The sequence below is a fragment of the Krasilnikovia sp. MM14-A1259 genome (assembly GCF_047159535.1).
Classification (GTDB): Bacteria; Actinomycetota; Actinomycetes; order Mycobacteriales; family Micromonosporaceae; genus Actinoplanes.
This window is the reverse complement of the sequence record NZ_BAAGAJ010000002.1, coordinates 4,985,993-5,002,100: the sequence shown is the minus strand read 5'-3', so window position 1 is coordinate 5,002,100 and position 16,108 is coordinate 4,985,993. Positions and strand designations below refer to the sequence as shown.

15 protein-coding genes are annotated in these 16,108 nt (G+C 71.4%); 10 read left to right on the top strand and 5 right to left on the bottom strand.

Features of this window, described 5'->3' with window-relative positions:
• Positions 1 to 216: 216 nt before the first annotated feature.
• Together ACMCNK_RS22755 and ACMCNK_RS22750 are read left to right on the top strand one after the other, a co-directional pair.
• The gene (locus ACMCNK_RS22755) at positions 217 to 1,203 is read left to right on the top strand and encodes a transglycosylase SLT domain-containing protein (protein WP_412738403.1); all 987 of its coding nucleotides are present in this window, start codon (positions 217 to 219) and stop codon (positions 1,201 to 1,203) included.
• Between the two features lie 69 nt (positions 1,204 to 1,272).
• Positions 1,273 to 1,455 (top strand): hypothetical protein, encoded by a 183-nt coding sequence (locus ACMCNK_RS22750; RefSeq protein WP_412738402.1) that lies wholly within the window; start codon positions 1,273 to 1,275, stop codon positions 1,453 to 1,455.
• Between the two features lie 25 nt (positions 1,456 to 1,480).
• On the opposite strand, the gene ACMCNK_RS22745 is transcribed toward ACMCNK_RS22750, so the two are convergent.
• Both ACMCNK_RS22745 and ACMCNK_RS22740 read right to left on the bottom strand, forming a co-directional pair.
• Complete coding sequence (locus ACMCNK_RS22745) at positions 1,481 to 1,633, bottom strand: hypothetical protein (protein ID WP_412738401.1); 153 nt, start codon at positions 1,631 to 1,633, stop codon at positions 1,481 to 1,483.
• 43 nt (positions 1,634 to 1,676) lie between these two features.
• A complete protein-coding gene (locus ACMCNK_RS22740) occupies positions 1,677 to 2,888 on the bottom strand; it encodes a YncE family protein (protein WP_412738400.1) in 1,212 nt (403 codons plus the stop codon).
• 432 nt (positions 2,889 to 3,320) lie between these two features.
• On the opposite strand from ACMCNK_RS22740, the gene ACMCNK_RS22735 reads away from it, so the two are divergent.
• Genes ACMCNK_RS22735 through ACMCNK_RS22710 form a run of 6 tightly spaced genes read left to right on the top strand, consistent with a single transcriptional unit; the run spans position 3,321 to position 8,917 of the window.
• On the top strand, positions 3,321 to 4,733 hold the full coding sequence (locus ACMCNK_RS22735) for an FAD-binding oxidoreductase (RefSeq protein ID WP_412738399.1): 1,413 nt from the start codon (positions 3,321 to 3,323) through the stop codon (positions 4,731 to 4,733).
• Entirely contained in the window at positions 4,726 to 5,523 is a 798-nt protein-coding gene (locus tag ACMCNK_RS22730; RefSeq protein WP_412738398.1) for an SDR family NAD(P)-dependent oxidoreductase, read from the top strand. Before ACMCNK_RS22735 ends, ACMCNK_RS22730 begins: the two co-directional genes overlap by 8 nt.
• The gene (locus ACMCNK_RS22725) at positions 5,520 to 6,209 is read left to right on the top strand and encodes an HAD-IB family hydrolase (RefSeq protein ID WP_412738397.1); all 690 of its coding nucleotides are present in this window, start codon (positions 5,520 to 5,522) and stop codon (positions 6,207 to 6,209) included. Before ACMCNK_RS22730 ends, ACMCNK_RS22725 begins: the two co-directional genes overlap by 4 nt.
• Positions 6,206 to 7,363 carry a phosphodiester glycosidase family protein gene (locus tag ACMCNK_RS22720; protein WP_412738396.1) on the top strand — a complete coding sequence of 386 codons (1,158 nt, stop codon included), beginning with the start codon at positions 6,206 to 6,208 and terminating at the stop codon, positions 7,361 to 7,363. Before ACMCNK_RS22725 ends, ACMCNK_RS22720 begins: the two co-directional genes overlap by 4 nt.
• Position 7,364: 1 nt before the next feature.
• A complete protein-coding gene (locus tag ACMCNK_RS22715; protein ID WP_412738395.1) occupies positions 7,365 to 8,231 on the top strand; it encodes a decaprenyl-phosphate phosphoribosyltransferase in 867 nt (288 codons plus the stop codon).
• 8 nt (positions 8,232 to 8,239) lie between these two features.
• Positions 8,240 to 8,917, top strand: coding sequence for a response regulator transcription factor (locus ACMCNK_RS22710; protein ID WP_412738394.1), 678 nt, complete (start codon positions 8,240 to 8,242; stop codon positions 8,915 to 8,917).
• Here the strand turns inward: ACMCNK_RS22710 and ACMCNK_RS22705 are convergent.
• Positions 8,890 to 10,272, bottom strand: a complete 1,383-nt coding sequence (locus ACMCNK_RS22705; protein WP_412738393.1) for an ATP-binding protein — start codon at positions 10,270 to 10,272, stop codon at positions 8,890 to 8,892. The two genes, ACMCNK_RS22710 and ACMCNK_RS22705, sit on opposite strands and share 28 nt — an antisense overlap.
• Positions 10,273 to 10,912: 640 nt before the next feature.
• Between ACMCNK_RS22705 and ACMCNK_RS22700 the strand changes: the two genes are divergently transcribed.
• Positions 10,913 to 12,160, top strand: a complete 1,248-nt coding sequence (locus tag ACMCNK_RS22700; protein ID WP_412738392.1) for a hypothetical protein — start codon at positions 10,913 to 10,915, stop codon at positions 12,158 to 12,160.
• 407 nt (positions 12,161 to 12,567) lie between these two features.
• Here ACMCNK_RS22700 and ACMCNK_RS22695 read toward each other — a convergent pair whose 3' ends face one another.
• Together ACMCNK_RS22695 and ACMCNK_RS22690 are read right to left on the bottom strand one after the other, a co-directional pair.
• The gene (locus ACMCNK_RS22695; protein WP_412738391.1) at positions 12,568 to 13,335 is read right to left on the bottom strand and encodes a polysaccharide deacetylase family protein; all 768 of its coding nucleotides are present in this window, start codon (positions 13,333 to 13,335) and stop codon (positions 12,568 to 12,570) included.
• Entirely contained in the window at positions 13,332 to 14,516 is a 1,185-nt protein-coding gene (locus ACMCNK_RS22690; RefSeq protein ID WP_412738390.1) for a glycosyltransferase, read from the bottom strand. Before ACMCNK_RS22690 ends, ACMCNK_RS22695 begins: the two co-directional genes overlap by 4 nt.
• 161 nt (positions 14,517 to 14,677) lie before the next feature.
• Here ACMCNK_RS22690 and ACMCNK_RS22685 point away from each other — a divergent pair, with 161 nt between their 5' ends.
• Positions 14,678 to 16,102: a sensor histidine kinase gene (locus ACMCNK_RS22685; protein WP_412738389.1), complete on the top strand. Its 1,425-nt coding sequence runs from the start codon at positions 14,678 to 14,680 to the stop codon at positions 16,100 to 16,102.
• The last annotated feature ends 6 nt before the right edge of the window (positions 16,103 to 16,108 follow it).

Sequence of the window (16,108 nt, the reverse complement as noted above, 5' to 3'; positions counted from 1 at the left end):
ACGGCTGGAGTTGCCGGCAAGCCCGGACTCGCAGGGTCGCAACCTGCGCGGGCTTGGTCTGGCGAGGTTGACCTGCGAATCAGTGGCTCCCGTCCGCGAATGACAGCGACTTGCGTTTGCCGGGCTAAGCCCGAGCGGGCGCCAGCCGAAGCCTCAGGTATGGGCTCGCCGCCCGTCGCAGGGGAACGCCAGGGCGAAGCCGAAGGAGTGGACAGCATGACGATGGGTGTAGACGGGGTCCTTGCCCGTATCCAGCAGCTACGCAGCGAGCTGGGCATCGCGTCGGCGCCCTCGACCGGCCCGGCTGCGGTCACGGGTGACGGCTCGTTCGCGCAGGCGCTGGCTGGTGCGAGCGGCGCCGGAGCTGCGCCCGCGCGCTCGGCCTCCGGCGGCGTCACCGGCCCGGACGTGGTGGCCGCGGCGAAGAAGTACCTGGGCGTCCCGTACGTCTTCGGCGGCACCGATCCGAGCCGGGGGCTCGACTGCTCGGGTTTGGTCCAGCGGGCCTATGCCGACCTTGGCGTCCATCTGCCGCGGCTGGCCGACCAGCAGGCCACCGTCGGGCAGCCGGTGGCGAGCCTGGCCGACGCCCAGCCCGGCGACATCCTCGCGTTCGGCTCGCCGGTCCACCACGTCGGCATCTATCTCGGCAACAACAAGATGATCGCGGCACCCAAGCCGGGTGATCACGTCAAGATCGAAAAGGTGTACGAGACGCCGACCCACATCCGGCGGATCGTCAACGGCCTTGCCGACGCCGCCGCCCATGCCATCGGTACCCCGCGGCCGGCCGCGTTGCAGTCGTCGGCCGCGCTGGCCGGCGTTCCGTATGCCAACCTGTTCGTCCAGGCCGGTAGCAAGTACGGCGTATCGCCCAAACTGCTCGCCGCGGTCGCCAAGGTCGAGTCCGGATACAACCCGCGGGCCGTCAGCGGGGCCGGGGCGCAGGGGCTGATGCAGCTCATGCCGGGCACCGCACGGGGGCTCGGGGTCACCGATGCCTTCGATCCGGCGCAGGCCATCGACGGCGGTGCTCGGCTGCTGGCCCGCAACCTTCGCGAGTTCCACTCGCTGCCGCTGGCCATCGCCGCGTACAACGCCGGCGGCGGGGCGGTGCACCGCTACGGCGGGATCCCGCCGTTCGCAGAGACCCAGGCATACGTGCCGAAGGTTCAGCGGGCCCTCGCTGAGCTCGGCGGCTGATTCAAGCCGGACGGCACGCGGCCACGAGGCCGCCGGTGGACCGACCATGGGGGGACCGCGCGCAGACCCATGAGCGTTGACGATGTCCCGAGCGATCGAGAGACCGAGCCGGCTGCCACCGTCCGCGTGGGACCGGCTGCCGTCGGGCCGGACCAAACGGTCGAAGATCAGTTCGCGATCGGCGGTCCGGTCGTTGCCGATGACGATCTCCGCGGCTCCGTCGCGGCGACCGACGATGATCTTGATTGTTGACCTCGCGTGCCGGTCGAGTTGTCGGTCAGATTGCGGATGAGCGAAGTAGCGAATCCGAGTAGCCCTCGGCGCGGACGGGGTTGAATGTCGCCCGCACGTTCAACTGCGGATGCAGCTGAGCCATGCGCTCGCGTTCGGTGTAGACCAGGTCGTCGAGGTCGACGTCTTGTCGCCGCATCCGGAGCTGGTCGTTGTCCGCTCGGAGTTGCCCGGCAGCAAGGTCAGCGGAGGATGCCGGTGTGGCCCAGCGAGTAGCGACCCGGTTGGGGCCAGACGCAGAGGCCGTGCGGTTCGGTGCCCACCGGGATGCGGGCGATTAGGTGGCCGGTGGTGGTGTCGATGGCGTACACCTCGTGGTCGTGGCGGCCGGAGAGCCACAGGACGTGGCCGTCGGCGGAGACGCCGCCCATGTCGGGGCTGGCGTGGCCGGGTAGCCGCCAGGTTGTCACCACCTGTCGGCTGTGGAAATCGAGGACGGAGACGCTGCCCGCGCCGCGGTTGGCGATGTAGAGGTAGTGGGAGTCGCGGCTTGGGTAGAGGCCGTGGGCGCCGTCGCCGGTGGGTATGAAGGTGCGGACCGCGAGCCGGTCGCCGTCGATCACCCAGAGGCCGCTGGTCTGCATGTCGGCGACGTACCAGGTCTGTCCGTCCGGAGAGACTTTGATGTCCTGGGGCATGGCGTGCCCGGGCAGGTGCAGTCGCCCGGCGATGCGCTGGGCGGCGGTGTCGACCTTGATGAGTTCGCCGGAGAACTCGCATGTGGCGATGAAGTACCGGCCGTCGGCGGAGAAGTCGGCGTGGTTGACCCCGGCGCAGCCGACGGGTAGCACGTGTGTCGGTGCCATGGTCTGTGGTTCGCTGAACACGATCGCCCGGCGCCTCTCGGCCATCACCATCGCGTACCGGCCGTCGGGCGTGAAGTAGAGGTTGTACGGGTCGCCGACCGGGACCGGTTTGCCGAATGCGCCGGTGACCGGGTCGATCCGGATCATTGTGTTCCCGGTCGTGTCGTTGACCCACAGTGTGCGCAGATCCCAGGCGGGCACCACGTGCTGTGGGCCGTGTCCGGCCGGCACGGTGCGGATCACTCGGTAGGTGCGGGGGTCGATCACGGAGACGGTGTCGCTGCCGTAGTTCGGGACGTAGACCAGTGGCCGGGCGTGTGCCGCGGCGGGGGCGAAGTGTCCGGGGCGGTCGGCGGCGTAGACGTCGGCCGGATCGACTGGCGGCGGCATCCCGGGCAGCAGGTTGCGGACGGCCGCCACCGACGGTACCGGCGCGGCAGTGGCTGCGGGTTGTGCTGCGGCTGGCTGTGAAGTCGCGGGCCGGGTGTCGCGGGGGTCGGCCGGGGCGGGGGCCGACGTGCAGGCGGTCAGGACGGTCAGCGCGGCGGCGACCGCGGCCTGCGATCCGGTACGGCGGGCCGCGGTCATGCGAGCAACTCCGAGACGGTGACCGGGCGCAGGCCGCGGGCGCGCAGGCCGGCCATCGCCGCCACGGTTCCGCGATGGCCACAGTGCAGGCTCACGACCGAACCGGGTTGGACGGCGGAGGGTGACCGAGACGATCGCGGACGGGCCCGGGTCGGTGTAGTCGCGGGGGTCGACGTCGTACGACAGGCAGGTGGGGTAGCCGGCTTGCCGGGCGGCGGCCCGTGAGGTCGGCACGCCTGGAGACGGCGGGGAGCCAACAGAGGAACAGCCGGCGACCGCGCCGAGGGACAGCGCGGTGGCCGTGCGCAGAGCATCGCGACGTTCCATATGTAGAGACGCTAGACAACCCGGCATGAGAGAGCACTGAAAGGCACGAAAGGGGTAGAACTCTGCGAAACGTAGGCTTCAGGTTCCGTTAAGGTGACCGGTCGCATGGTGAGTTCCGTGGTGACCCGAGAACGACAGACGCTGATCGGTGGCTGGGGCCGCGCGACGCGGAGCCAGGCCACGATGGTCAGGCCGGACGCGGACGACGACTGGGCCGCGATCTTCCGGACGGCCGGCCCGCGAGGGGTGATTCCGCGCGGGGGCGGTCGCTCGTACGGCGACGCGGCCCAGAACGCCGGCGGGCTGGTCGTCTCGACCGCGGCCGATGCGACCATCGGCGCCCTCGACCCGGCCGCGGCCACGATCGAGGTCGGCGCTGGCGTCACCATCGGCGACCTGGCGCGGCATCTCGCGCCGGGCGGGTGGACGCTGCCGGTGGTGCCGGGATCGGCTGGGGTCACCGTCGGCGGGGCGATCGCGGCTGACGTACACGGCAAGAACCATGTGCGGCACGGCACGTTCGGCAACCAGGTTGCCACGATGACGGTGCTCACCCCGGCACGCGGGACGATCGAGATGAGCCCCATGGTCAACGCCGACGAGTTCTGGGCCACCGTCGGCGGGCTCGGCCTGACCGGGATCATCCGCCGGGCCACGCTGCGGCTGATCCCGCTCACCTCCTGGTGGGTCTCCAGCGTCGATGAGGAGCAACCGGGCCTGCACCGGGTCCTGGACCGGCTGCACGCGGCGTCGGCGAGCAGCGAGCACGCCGTGGCCTGGGTGGATCGGTACGGGGCTGGCGTGATTACCCGGGCGAGGACGGCCCGCCTCGGTGCGCTCACCCCCACCCGGGCAGCCCGGACCCGCGCCACCCCGACATTGCCCGGTAGAGGCATCGCCTGGCCGCCGCTGACCGCTGCGGCCAACGCGGCGCGCCGCAGTGCCGTGGCGCTGCGCCCGCGGCATCTGCGGCCGCTTTCCGACCTGCACTTCCCCCTGGACAGCCTGCCGGGATGGCCGCGGCTACACGGCCGGCGGGGGCTGATCCAGCACCAGTTCACCGTCCCGTTCGGCGCTGAGCACGTGCTCGCCGAGGCGCTCCGGGCCACCCGCGAGGCCGGGCATTCACCGTCGCTGGCAGTGCTGAAGGTCTTCGGCGCGGCGAGCGCGGCGCCGCTGTCGTTCCCCGGACCCGGCTGGAGCCTCGCGATGGACTTCGCCGCCGAGCCCGCCCTCGGCCCGGTGCTCGACCGGCTCGACGAGCGGATCGCCACCGCGGGTGGCCGGGTCTACCTGGTCAAGGACAGCCGCGCCCACCCCGACCTGGTCGCCGCCATGTACCCGGGCCTGGCCCGGTGGCGAGCCGTGCGCTCCATGCTCGACCCGGACCAGCTACTGGTCTCCGACCTGGCACGGCGGCTGCGCCTGACCGATCAGCGCCTGGCCGACCTGAGCGCGGCCGACCTGAGCGGTGCGGACCCGAGCGGGGCCGACCGGATCGGGGCGAGCCATGCGTGACGGGTTCGGCCGCCCGCAGACCGTGCTGCTGCTCGGCGGAACCTCCGAGATCGGCCAGGCCATCGCCGACCGGCTTCTACCTGAGACCGGCACGCTGATCCTCGCCGGCCGTGACCAGGCGGCGCTCGCCCGGGCGGCCGAGCGGCTGACCCGGACCCGGCGGGAGGTGACGACCCTGCACTACGACGCGCTGGCCCCGGCCGCCGCGACCGTCGACCTGCTCGCGGTCGCCGCCGCCCGGCACGGCGACCTCGACGTTGTGGTGCTCGCCGTCGGGGTGCTTGCCGACGAGGCCGCGCTGGCCGATACGAGCGCGGTCGAACAGGCCATGCACACCAATCTGCTCGGGCCGATGCTCGCGGTGCACGCCACCGCCACCCGGCTGCGCGCCCAGGGCCACGGCACCCTGGTGGTCCTGTCCTCGGTCGCCGCCATGCGCACCCGCGACGGGCTGCTCAGCTACGGCGTCGCCAAAACGGCCCTGGACGTCTACGCCCGCCGCATCGGCGACTCGCTGCGCGGCAGCGGCGCCCGCGTCCTGGTCGTACGGCCCGGCCACGTGCGTACCCGGATGACCGCCGGCCTGCCCGAGCCGCCGTTCGCCACGGACGTCCGCAACGTCGCCGCGCGGGTCGGCCGGGCCCTGACCGGCCGGGCCGCCGTCACCTACGCCCCCGCCGTGCTCGGGCCTGTGATGACAGCGCTGCGCCTGCTACCGGCCGTGGTCTACCGCCGCCTCGACGCGGCCCGCCGCGGAGACACGGCGCTGGGCAAAGGAGCCGCTTCGTGAGTGTGCTGCCGCTGGCCGTCCTCGCGCCGCCGCAGGTCCTGCCGTCAACCAGCGCCGGTGCACCGGGTCCACGCCGTGGGCGTCTCCTGGCCGTCTGGGATCTGGACGGCACGCTGACCCGCGCCGGTACGCTGCTGCCGTTCCTGCGCCGGGTCGCCGGCACCACCGCGGTCGTCCGTGCGCTCGCGGTCGCGGCGACCCGCGACCTGCCCTGGCACGGGCGGGGGAGCGCCGCCAAGGCGCTCGTACTGCAACAACTCCTCGGCGGACGTGAGCTCGCCGCCGTCGATCGGGTCGCCCGTGACTATGCCCGCCAGATGCGGGAGGCGTTACGCGCGGACTCCATGCGGCTGTGGTTCTGGCACCGCGACAGCGGCCACCGGCTCGTCATCGCCTCTGCTTCCCCAGCAATCTATGTTCGGCACCTGGGAAGGCTGCTCGGCGCCGACGAGGTGCTCTGCACCGACATGACCGTGGTCAACGGGCGGCTGACCGGCGCGCTCAAGGGCGCCAACTGTCGCGGAGCGGAGAAGGCACGCCGGGTCCTGGAGCATCTCGGGGAGCAGCCGGCGAGCCAGGTCTGGGCGTACGCGAACGGCGCCGTCGACCGCCCGCTGCTGGAGATCGCCGACGTCGCCGTCCGGGTCACCCGCTACCGCCACATCACAGTCCGGGACGACCGATGAGCATCTCAGCTCGCACGAGGCCGTCGCCGTCCGCCAGCCGGACGCGTCGGGTCCGCACCCCCCAGCAGCGCCGGTTGCGCCGTCTCGTCCTGCTCGCCGTCGCCCTGATCCTGCTTGCGCCGGCCATTTCCTACGGGCGGGCCCTCGCCGCCCCCGGCAGCGCCACCTGGCAGATGCGCACCGTCGACTGGATCCGCCGGCAGCACGGCAGCGGCCTCGTCAATGCCATCGAGAACTGGTGGTACACCCGGCACAAGCCGACCGTCGGGGCGCCCGACGTGGCTAGTCTGCCGGTGATCAGACCCGACCCGGCGAGGACCGTCGGCCCCGCCGCCCTGCCGCGGCTGTCCGGCGTCGCCCCGCTGGCGGGCGAGTCGACCTGGTCGCCCGGCCGCGCCACCGCCGCGGGCCTCCCGCTGATCTACACCGGGTTCCTGCGGCCCGATCCGAGCCACCTGAGCATCGTGGCCGGGGTCGCCTGGATTCGCGCCGCCGGCACCGCCATCCATTTGGTCGCGGGAACCGCACAGCCGGGCGGGCCAGCCTGGCCGGGCACCGCCTCGGTACCGGCCGGGGACGTCGGCAAGCTGGTCGCTACCTTCAACTCCGGCTGGAAGATGCAGGACATCACCGGCGGGTTCTACCTCGGCGGGCAGACCGCCCGGCCACTGGCCGCCGGTCAGGCCTCGCTGGTGATCCGGAAGAACGGCACCGCCACCGTCGGCGACTGGGGGCGGGACGTCACGATGAACGCGAGCGTCATCGCCGTACGGCAAAATCTGGCCCTCGTTGTCGATCACGGGAAGCCGGTCGTGGGGCTGAGCACCAACGCCGACGGGCGCTGGGGTTCGGCGCACAACCAGTACCAGTACACCTGGCGATCCGGGGTGGGGATCGACGCGCACGGAAACCTGCTCTATGTGGCCGGCGACAAGATGAACCTGGCCACGCTGGCGGCGGCGATGCTCGACGCCGGGATGGTGCGCGGCATGCAACTGGACATCCACTCCGGAATGGCCAGCTTCGCCTCGTGGCAACCGCCGAGCGGGGGCGACTCGCCGGCCCCGACCAAGCTGCTGCCCCGGATGCCGCGCTCTGCGTACCGCTACCTGAACCCCGACCAGCGCGACTTCTTCTACGTAACGGCGACGTGAGATGGTCCTGCCGACCCTCGCCCCGCCGGTCTCGTCGCCACTGCTGGTGACAGCCCGACCGCGGCAGTGGATCAAGAACGCGCTGGTGTTCGCGGCGCCGATGTCCGCCGGTGCGTTCGTCGCGCCGGCCGGCTTCGTGGCGCTGTTCGCATTCGTCCTTGCGTCGGCCGGCACCTACTTCGTCAACGACGCCGCCGACGCTGAGGCCGACCGTCGGCACCCGATCAAGTCCCGCCGCCCCGTTGCCGCCGGAGCCGTGTCGGTGCGTACCGCGTTGCTGGCCGGGATCGGGTTGATGGCGGCGGCGCTGGTGGTCGCGCCGCTGGCCGGGACGGCGCTACTCGGTTGCGTGGCGGTCTATCTCGCGCTCACCGTCGCATACAGTCGGTGGCTCAAGCGGATCGCGGTCGTCGACATCCTGGCGGTCGCGGGCGGGTTTCTGCTGCGCACGATCGGGGGCGCGTTCGCGGCGCGGGTGCCGATGTCGAGCTGGTTTCTGCTCACCGCGCTGCTCGGCTCGCTGTTCCTGGTGACCGGCAAGCGGCTGAGCGAACTGCGGCGTGACGGCAGCGGGCGGGCGGTGCTCGCCGCGTACTCGCTGCCCTGGCTCCAGCAGACGCTCACCATGACCCTGACCGGGACGATCATCGCCTACGCCTGCTGGGCCTTTCAATTTTCCGGGGATGCCTCCCTGCCCCTGCTCGGCCTGTCGCTCGTGCCGCTGCTGGCCGGGCTAATGCGCTACAGCCTGCTGGTCGCCCGCGGCGACGGCGAAGCACCCGAGAACCTGCTCGCCTCGGACCGATTCCTGCTGGTCAGCGGTTTCACCTGGGCAGCCATGGCCACGGCGGCGATCTACTTCGGATAGGAAACAACGTGCGTGTCTTCCTGGTGGAGGACGAGGCGGCGCTGGCCACGATGGTGCGCGACGCGCTGGTGGGCGAGGGTTTCGCGGTCGATGTCGCGGCAACTGGCACCGACGGGCTGTGGGCCGCGACCGAGCACCCGTACGACGTGATCGTGCTCGACATCATGCTGCCGGGGCTGAGCGGTTACGAGGTCTGCCGGCAGTTGCGTGGCCGGGCCGTGTGGACGCCGATTGTCATGCTGACCGCCAAGGACGGCGAGTACGACCTGGCGGACGGCCTGGATCTGGGCGCCGACGACTACCTCACGAAGCCGTTCTCGCTGGTGGTGTTGCTAGCGAGGCTGCGGGCAGTGGTCCGCCGGGGCCGGCCGGAGCGCCCGGCCGTGCTCACCGCCGGTGACCTGAGCGTCGATCCGGCGACCCGGCGGGTTAGCCGCGGCGGCCAGGAGATCTCGGTGACCAGCCGGGAGTTCGCGCTGCTGGAGTTTCTGATCAGGCACCGCGGCGAGGTGATGTCCCGCAGCGCGATCATGGCCAGCGTTTGGGACTGGGCCTTCGACGGCGACACCAACATCGTCGATGTGTACATCCGGTACCTGCGGAAGAAGATCGACCAGCCGTTCGGCCGGTCGGCGATCGAGACCGTCCGCGGCGCCGGCTACCGGCTGGCGGCCAACGGCGGATGATCCGCCTCCGGCAGTGGCAGCCTGACGTGGAAGATGGCGCCGGCGCCGGTGCCGTCGTCGATTCGGACGCTGCCGCCGTGGTTGTCCACGATCTCCCGGGTGATCGGCAGACCGAGCCCGGATCCGCCATCGTGCCGGGCCCGGCTATCGTCGAGCCGCACGAACCGGTCGAAGACCCGCTGCCGGTCGCCTGGGTCGATGCCCCGGCCGTCGTCGGCCACAACCAGGTGCGCGCAGTCGTCCTGCCAGACCGAGACGGTGACCGTCGACCGCGCGTGCCGGGCCGCGTTGTCCAGCAGGTTGCGCACGGCCCGCCGCAGCCGGCCGGCGTCTCCGAGCACGCGTACCGGCGCCACCCGGAGCCGAAGATCTACCGTTGGGAACCGGGCGGCGAACTGCTTCCGCTCCTCGAGCACCAGGTCGTCCAGATCGACCTCGTCCGACCGCGGGGCCAGCCCGTGCTCGTCCGAGTGGGCCAGCAGCAACAGGTCGGCGACCAGCGTGCCGAGCCGTTCCGCCTCGCCCTGCAACACGGCGATCTGCGCCTGCCCGGTCTCGGTGGTCGCGCGCGCCGCCAGGTAGTCGAGGCCGACCTGTACGGTGGCCAGCGGGCTGCGTAACTCGTGCCCGGCGTCGGCGACGAACCGGCGTTGCGCGATGGCCGCGGCCTCGAGCCGGTCCAGCATGGCGTTCATGGTGCGGGCCAGCGCCGCCACCTCGTCCCGGCTGCGCGGCAGCGGCACCCTGGCGTGCAGGTCATGCGCGGTGATCGAGGCGACCTGCTGACGGATCGCCTCGACCGGCCGCAACGACCGCCCCACGAACACGAAGGTCGCCAGCCCGACGATCAGCGCCAGCGCCGGCATGCCGGCCGCGAGCGTACGGGTGAGCGCCTTGGTGTTGTCCTGCACCGGCTGCAGCGACTGCGCGACCACGACCGTGCGCGGCCCGGCCGGAGTCTGCACGCCGACCTGCCAGACCCGGTACGGGGAGTCGTCGCTCGCCGGCCAGGGACGCGTGGAACTCGCGCTGTGGCCGATGGCGACGGCCCGGGTCGCGAGCGGTGGCTTGGACCGCACCGGATAAGAGGAGGCGACCACCTGCCCTGAGCCGTCGAGCACCTGCGCCAGTGTCGTGCTCCCGGTCATCGCCCCGATCGCGTCCGACGCCTCGTCGTCGCGCAGCCCGGCGACAACCTCGGCGGCCCGCTGGCGAGCGGTGCTGTCGACGTTGTGGCTCAGGATCGACGCGGTCGCCCGGACGAAGATGAACGCGGCGAACAGTCCCGCCACCCCCACCACGAGCGCCGTGGCGATCGCGGTACGCAACCGAACGCCACCCAGCAATCTGCTCATACCCAGGAATGTAGGCACCGAACCTTACGGTGAGCTGAAACCCATTCAGCGGGCTCTGATCCCACTCATTGCCGGGTGCGGCACCGTGGCTACGGCGACACCGCGGCCAGCGCTGCGATCGCCGCCTCGGCGGCCGTCTCCACGCATTTTGCTGACCCCGGCACGCGGTAACTCCTGCGACCGACCGCCTCGGCCCGGCGAACAAATCCGCTCAACATCCCCTGCAACCGAATTGCATCGGAGTCGAAACGTGAAACGGCGTGCTATTTGTCTCGTCATTAACGAGGCCGTCCAGCCCGGAGATGTGTTCGCCCAGCTCACCGAGCAGATCCGACCCTGCTCCTATACCAGACCCGGATCCGCCGCGGGAAAGGGACTCGGCTGCGGTTCAATGGCTGTCTTCAGCTTCCTTTAAGGCCGTTTGCTGGAGGGTTGGCCCTCATGACGTCTGCCTTCGAGCCTGACACGCCTCAGAAGCTGCTCGACTCTCAGGCCTGTAGTCCGGCGCAACCATCGTCGGAGCGCTGACGACTTCATTTCCGTCGCACTTGCACCGTGCGATGGCCACGCCATTCCGAGGTTCCGTGAAGGAGAAACGATGTCGGTGACTTATGCCACCGCTGATCGCTCGCGTGTCTGGTTGACCAAAGTTCCGGCGATCACCGCGACATTCTGGGTGATCAAGGTTTTGTCCACGACCATCGGCGAGACGTTCGCCGACTTCCTGGCGGTAAATGTCGGCCTGGGACCGCTGGTCACCGACGCCGTCATGGCCATCGTGCTCGCCGTCGCGCTGGTCATCCAGTTCCGTACCCGGAAATACACGCCCTGGGTCTACTGGCTGTGCGTCGTGCTGGTGAGCATCGTCGGCACCCAGATCACCGACTTCTTCACCGACACCCTCGGCGTCAGCCTCTACCTGAGCACGGGGGTCTTCGCCGTCGTGCTCGCCGTCGTGTTCCTCGTCTGGTACCGCCAGGAGCGCACGCTCGCGATCACGTCGATCAACACCCCGCGCCGGGAAGCGTTCTACTGGGGTGCCATCCTCACCACGTTCGCGCTCGGCACCGCCGCGGGCGACCTGGCCACCGAGGCGCTGAGCCTGGGTTTCCGGAACGGGGTGCTGATCTTCGGCGGGCTCATCCTGGCCACCTTCATCGCGTACAGACTCGGGGTGAGCCAGGTTTTGACCTTCTGGATCGCCTACGTGCTCACCCGCCCGCTCGGCGCCTCGATCGGTGACCTGCTCACCCAGGACAAGCAGTTCGGTGGTCTGGCCCTGGGCGCCAGCGCGACCAGCATCCTGTTCTTTGCCGTGATTATCGTGCTGGTCACCCGCGAGCAGCTGCTGGTCAACCGGCACGGGATCGCCGAGAAGGGGAGGGGGCCGCACGGTGGGCACCGGGCGGACTACCTGTGGGCCGCCGCTGGCCTGGTCGTGGTCGCCGCCCTGGGGCTGGGACTCAGCAGCACGCACGCCGCCGCCACCGACGACACCAGCAGCAGCACCTTGGTCGCCGCCGACCAAGGGCAGCCGGCCGCCGGGCAGCCCGGCAGCAAGACCGGCGGGGCGGTGCCCGCGCGGAAGGCGCATCCGACCACGAAGCTCGGCGACCTCACGTCCTTCGCCCGGATCGTGACCGACGTCAAGGGCAAGGTCGCCAAGAATGACCTGGCCGGCGGCAAGAACCGGATCAAGGACCTCGAGGTGGCATGGGACGACGCGGAGGCCGGCCTCAAGCCGCGCGATTCCGGCAAGTGGCACCAGCTCGACGACCAGATCGATACCGCCCTCACCGCGCTGCGGGCCGGCAACCCCAGCCAGTCCGACTGCACGGCGGCGCTCACCACACTGCTCACGACGCTGAACCAGTTCGACGGCGTCTGACCTGACCCGGCTCGTGACGTCGTCGTGTGGTGGTGCGCTGGCCGCCTCACCGCACGACGGCGCTGGTCTGTTCCGAATGTTCGGCGTCACCTCCGGCTGTCCCGGGGTCCATGGCTGATCTCTCGCGCCGTTTCGGCGCCTTGGGTGTGGTCGTTGCCTGGGGCATTGGCGGAGGCGGTGGTGCGGAGGTTGAGGGGTTTTCGCCGGGGCCGGGGCGGCCCGGAACAGCCGGAGAGGATAGATCCTGCGGCGATGGCGGCCCATAGGGCGTCGCGACCGGTCCACCTTGCGCACGCTAGGCATTCTGACCTGAATAGCCACCTGGGGTGCCGCAGGTCCGGCTACACCCACACCTGGCTGAGCAGCACGTCGCCGGCTCTGCAGGTGCCTAGCCCTGCGGCCCGCGTTCAGTGCGCCCGGGCGTGCCCGATCTTCGCCGCAGCGGTCGAAGCGATGCCGTGGTCACGTAGTGGCCCGACGTCCAGTCCGCGGGCGCGGCAGGCGGCCAGGATGCCCGGCAGGGCGCCCACCGTGGCTTCCCAGCATCGGGGGACGGCGGCGTGGTCGCTGTCGTGCAGCAGGATCGTGCCACCGCTGACCGGGCGCCACAGCACGCTGCGGGCGACCGAGCCCGGCGTGGCCCGCCGGGTCCAGTCCCGCCCCCAGTGGGTCCATAAGACCGGTGTCAATCCGAGCCGGCGGGCCTCATATAGCGCGGCGGTGGTGGCCACCCCGTACGGTGGCCGCCACCAGCGCGGAACGGTACCGGTGAACTCCGCGATCACCTGTACCGCCATGGTGAGGTCGGTGCGGGTCGCGGCCGGTCCACGGCGCAGCAGGAGCCGGTGGTCGTGACCGTGCACGGCGATCTCGTGGCCGGCGGCGGCGATGGCTTGTGCCACCCGGGGGTGGTCGCTGACCATCCGGGCCAGGAGGAAGAAGGTTGCCTGGACGCCGGCGTTGTCGAGAATCCGCAGGACCTGCGGTGTGGCTTCCGGGTGCGGGCCGTCGTCGAAGGTCAGCGCCACGTGGCCCAGGCGTCCACGTCCGGAGAGTCCAGGCCACAGCGTGCGGCGGACCGGCCCGACCGCCGAGATCGCAGGCGCGGCCTGCGCGGCCAGCAGCGCCGACGCCGCGATCCCGGCCGCCGTCGCAGCGCGCCGGAGCCGGCTCATGCGCACACCGCCGCGCCCCGGCGGACAAGCGGGTGACCGGCGGCGAGACCGGCGACAACGGTCGCGGCGCCGGGTGCCGCGCACAGCTGCCGGTATGCCTGGTGCTGGCGCGTACGCAGGTCGCCGTGGACCGCAGCCGCCAGCGCCGCCGTCAGATCTCTGGGATTGCGGGGCCACAGCGACAGGCCGAGTTCCTCGAGTACGGCCGCGTTGGCGACGCCGTGACCTGGTAGGCATCGGTAGCTGACCACTGGTACCCCGCTGGCCATGGCTTCCAGACTGGACAGCGCGCCCGCGTTGTGCACCACGACGTCGGCGACGCGCAGCAGCGACGGCATGTCGTCGACCCAGCCCAGCGCCAGCGTTGCCGCCGACGCTGCGAGCCGGCGGCGCAGCGCGTCGTTACGCCCGCAGACCACCACGGGAAGCATGGTCCCGGTGGCGGCGATGTCGCGTGCGGTCGCGTCGATGTCACCGACGCCCCACGAGCCCGCGACCACGACGGCCAGCGGCGAGTGCGCCGGAAGGCCGAGCCGCTGCCGTGCCGCTGCCCCTTCGTCCGGGTGGCGGCCCGACCGGAAGGCCGGATTGACGATCGGGCCGACCGTCGCTGCTGTACCGCCCAGGGCCATGACGGCAGCGGCGGCATGGCGGCTGGCAGCCAGGTGCACATCGACTCCCCCGGCCACACACAAGGGATGCACCGAGGGATCGGTCATCACCGCAGCCACGGGCGCGGCCAGCTGGCCGGTGCGCCGCAGCCGCCCGAGTACCTGGCTGGCCAGCGGGTAGGTGGACACCACGGCGGCCGTGGCCGGCTGAATGGCGGCGCGCATCCGGCTGGCTGCTGCAACGTACGACCAGGCCGCCGCGCCCTGGGCGCATCGCCGCCCGGCGACGGCGTGCAGCAGCCATCCCCATGTCGCCGGAGCGTAACGAAGCTGCGACGCGTAGCCGTCGCGCAGTCGTGCCCCCCACCGCGGCGGCAGCAGCTCGAGGAAGTCGCACCGGTCGACCGCGAAGCCGAGCGCGTCCATCTGCCGGCCAATCACGTCAGCCGCCCCGTCGTGGCCAGCCCCGATGCTTGCCGACACGATCATGATCCGCGGCCGGTCATGCCCGGACCGGTCGCCGGGCCCGGCCACGTGTGTGTAGCTCCCGGGCACCGTGTCAGCTGTCATGGCCGCAAGGCTGACGGTCCCAGGCTGAGAAAATCCTGAACCCGGCCGCCCGAAGCGAAGTGATTACTCACCGCAGGCTTGCACCCCGCCCGAGCAGGCACTTTCAGCCCGCGCTCAGCTCGCCGGACCTAGGGTGTCGCCGACGACGGGAGGAAATTCGGATGGGCCTGCGGCAGCTGGTCAGGGTACGACCGCGCTTCGGGGTACGGATGCGCTCGGCGCTGGCCGCCGCGGCAGTGGTGGCGGTCGCCTCCGCACTGTCCGGTGCGGCGCTACTGGTGATTACCCGGCAGATCCTGCTCGACAACGTCAGCACGGCCGCCCAGGACCGCGCCGTCCAGGTCACGACCGCCGTGCGCGACACCGACCCGGGCACGCTGACCGCCGTACTGCGCCCAGGTCCCCGCGAGCGCACGATCGTACAGGTGCTGGACCAGTCCGGGCGGGTCATCACCGCGTCGGAGGTGATCGCCGGGGCTCCGCCGATGTCGCCGCTGCGCCCGGCCGCCGGCCGGCGCAGCGCCGAGACCCGCAGGCTGGCCGAGGCGCACGACGACCCGTTCCACATCGTGGCGCAGGGCGTCAGCACCGCGGCTGGGAGGCGGACTGTGCTGGTGGGGGAGTCGCTGGACACCGTGGACGACGGCACCGAAGCGGTCGTCGCGGCGCTGCTGGCGGGTTTTCCGGTGCTCGCGGTGGTGGTGGGCGCCGCGACGTTCTTCTTCGTGGGGCGCACTCTGCAGCCGGTGGAGGCGATGCGTCGGCAGGCCGCCACGATCACGTCGCGGAACCTGCACATGCGGCTGCCGGTACCGGCGGTCGACGACGAGGTCGCCGCGCTCGCCCAGACCATGAACACCATGCTCGACCGCATCGAGACCGCCTCCGCGGCCCAGCGCCGGTTCGTCGCGGACGCCAGCCACGAGCTGCGCAGCCCCCTGGCTACCATCCGGGCCAACGTCGACCTGCTCGAGACGGCAGGCCCGGCCGAGCAGACGGCACGCCCGGTGCATCGCATCCACGCCGAGAGCGCCCGCATGGCCCGCCTCATCGAGGACCTGCTGCTGCTCGCGCGCGCGGACGACCACGGACTGCGGCTGCGCCACGAGGACGTCGACCTCGACGACCTGGTGTACGCCGAACGCGAGCGCATCGCCCTGCAGCACCCGGACCTGCGGGTGGACGGCGACGTCAGCCCGGTACGGGTCCGCGGCGACGCCGACGCGCTGCAGCGGGCGCTGCGTAACCTCGTCGACAACGCCATGCGGCATGCCCGCGAGCAGGTCACCATCGGCCTGGGCGCCGGCGGCGCCGAGGCAGAGATGGTGGTCGCGAACGACGGCGAACCGATCGCCGCGGCGGACAGTGTCCGGATCTTCGACCGGTTCGTTCGGCTGGACGACAGCCGTTCCCGTACGGCCGGCGGCGCTGGCCTCGGCCTTCCCATCGCCCACGAGATCGTCGCAGCCCACGGCGGCACCCTGACCGCCGACGACCGCACCGAGGGCGCGGCCATGCGGGTGAGGCTGCCATTCGAATCGGATTCATCGAATTCTCAGGAAGCTGCGGCTACGGTCCACCCGTAGTCGGCA

Excerpts from the sequence above, each read along its gene's own strand:
- ACMCNK_RS22755 (WP_412738403.1), top strand. The coding sequence starts at position 217 with ATGACGATGGGTGTAGACGGGGTCCTTGCCCGTATCCAGCAGCTACGC.
- ACMCNK_RS22750 (WP_412738402.1), top strand. The coding sequence starts at position 1,273 with ATGAGCGTTGACGATGTCCCGAGCGATCGAGAGACCGAGCCGGCTGCC.
- ACMCNK_RS22745 (WP_412738401.1), bottom strand. The coding sequence starts at position 1,633 with ATGCGGCGACAAGACGTCGACCTCGACGACCTGGTCTACACCGAACGC.
- ACMCNK_RS22740 (WP_412738400.1), bottom strand. The coding sequence starts at position 2,888 with ATGACCGCGGCCCGCCGTACCGGATCGCAGGCCGCGGTCGCCGCCGCG.
- ACMCNK_RS22735 (WP_412738399.1), top strand. The coding sequence starts at position 3,321 with ATGGTGAGTTCCGTGGTGACCCGAGAACGACAGACGCTGATCGGTGGC.
- ACMCNK_RS22730 (WP_412738398.1), top strand. The coding sequence starts at position 4,726 with ATGCGTGACGGGTTCGGCCGCCCGCAGACCGTGCTGCTGCTCGGCGGA.
- ACMCNK_RS22720 (WP_412738396.1), top strand. The coding sequence starts at position 6,206 with ATGAGCATCTCAGCTCGCACGAGGCCGTCGCCGTCCGCCAGCCGGACG.
- ACMCNK_RS22715 (WP_412738395.1), top strand. The coding sequence starts at position 7,365 with ATGGTCCTGCCGACCCTCGCCCCGCCGGTCTCGTCGCCACTGCTGGTG.
- ACMCNK_RS22705 (WP_412738393.1), bottom strand. The coding sequence starts at position 10,272 with ATGAGCAGATTGCTGGGTGGCGTTCGGTTGCGTACCGCGATCGCCACG.
- ACMCNK_RS22695 (WP_412738391.1), bottom strand. The coding sequence starts at position 13,335 with ATGAGCCGGCTCCGGCGCGCTGCGACGGCGGCCGGGATCGCGGCGTCG.
- ACMCNK_RS22690 (WP_412738390.1), bottom strand. The coding sequence starts at position 14,516 with ATGACAGCTGACACGGTGCCCGGGAGCTACACACACGTGGCCGGGCCC.
- ACMCNK_RS22685 (WP_412738389.1), top strand. The coding sequence starts at position 14,678 with ATGGGCCTGCGGCAGCTGGTCAGGGTACGACCGCGCTTCGGGGTACGG.